The following is a 1,523-nucleotide window of genomic DNA, read 5'->3' as shown; positions in this document are numbered from 1 at the left end:
GGGGTGGGGGTGTGCGGCTCCACGGCGGAGGTCTCGCCGGGGTCGGGCTCCTCGGAGGGCAACTCGAAGGCACCGGCGAGCAGTTCGCGTAGGTCGCTCGTACGGTCACGCAGGGTCCGGCCTCCGGGGGTGCCGCCCGAGCCGCGCTCCTCGTGGCCCCCGCCGGCGGCCCGGCCGCGCGGGACATCCGCCGGAGCCCGGCGTTTCCTTGCCCCGCCGCCCCCGTCACCGCTCCCGCCACTGTCGGAGCTCAGGGACGCCCCCCGCTCCGCCCGCAGCCGGGCCGACGACAGCCCGCCCCGCCGCGCGGTCCGGCCGCCCTTGCCCGCGGCTCCGGCACGAGCGCCCTCCGCCTCGGCCCGGGCCCGCTCAGCATCACGCGCCGCCCGCAAGGCCTCCCTGGCGACGTCACCGGGCCGCCGACCGGTCGTGCCCACGTCACCGCCGGCGCGCGCGTCGGAGGCAACGCCCTCACCGGCACGCACGGCGCCACCCTCGCCCGCCTCACCCGATCGAGCCTCGGAGCCACCGCCCTCACCGGCACGAGCGCCGGAAGCGCCTGCCGAACTGGGGTGAGCACCCGAGGTACTTGCCGCACCGGGGCGAGCGCCCGACGCATCGGCCCCATCAGGGACGGCGCTCGACGCCTCGTCCCCACCGGGGCGGGCGCTGGAAGTACCTGCCGCGCCGGGGTGAGCGCCCAACGCATCGGCCGCACCAGGGTGAGCACCGGAGGCTCCGGCCACGTCCGAGTGAGCGTCGGAGGCACTTGCCGCACCGAAGACGACGCCCGGCCTCCCCACCGAACCCGACTGTGAGCCGGCAGCACTTGCCGCACCGGAGACGACACTCGACCTGTCCGCCGAACCGGCCTGTGAGCCGGCAGCACTCGCCGCACCGGGGACGACGCCGGACGGAACGTCCTCGCCCTCAGCGGACGCGGAAGCGTCCGACGGGCTCACCTGCGCCGAAGCGTCCTCCGCTCTCCGCGCGCCGGAAGTCCTCCGTCCGCGCAGCTCGGCCGCGTTCGCCCCCGTCGAACCGGCCACATCCCACTCCCCCGTGGGACCGGCCACACCCCACTCCCCCGTCGGTCCCTCCGTATCCGCCGACCGTGCCCGGGCCTCCGCAGCCCTTCGTAGGGCCTCCCGTGCCACGTCACCGGGCCGGGCGCCGGGTCGTGTCGGCGTCCGGACGCCGGCCGTCCTGTTCGGCCCGGTCACGCCGGTTCCCGACGCGGGGCCCGAGCTTCGGCGGTCGCCGGGCTCCGCCCCCTGCGCGTCCCGCACCCGTGCCGCCCGCAACGCCCGGCGAGCCGCGTCGGCAGGCCGGGGCCCGGCGTCGGAGCCGGGGCCGCCCGCCCCCTCGGGCACGCCCGGCGCCGGCCCTCGCTCTTCCGGCGACGCCGCCGCAGGCTCCGTGTCCTCAGGCGCCCTCGCCGCGGCCTCGTCCCCGCTCCACGCGCTCTCCCCGGCCTGGACCGGCGCACCGCCCGGCCCCCGCGCGTCTCCCGGTGCCCCCGG

General features: G+C 78.8%; 1 pseudogene. It reads right to left on the bottom strand.

Features of this window, described 5'->3' with window-relative positions:
• A pseudogene (locus P1P70_RS44475) lies at nucleotides 1-485 on the bottom strand (hypothetical protein); the annotation flags it as partial.
• Nucleotides 486-1,523: the final 1,038 nt, after the last annotated feature.

It is taken from the genome of Streptomyces sp. MB09-02B, from assembly GCF_033794485.1.
Classification (GTDB): Bacteria; Actinomycetota; Actinomycetes; order Streptomycetales; family Streptomycetaceae; genus Streptomyces.
Note: the sequence above shows the minus strand (reverse complement) of the source record. Positions and strands in the feature narration are given on the sequence as shown.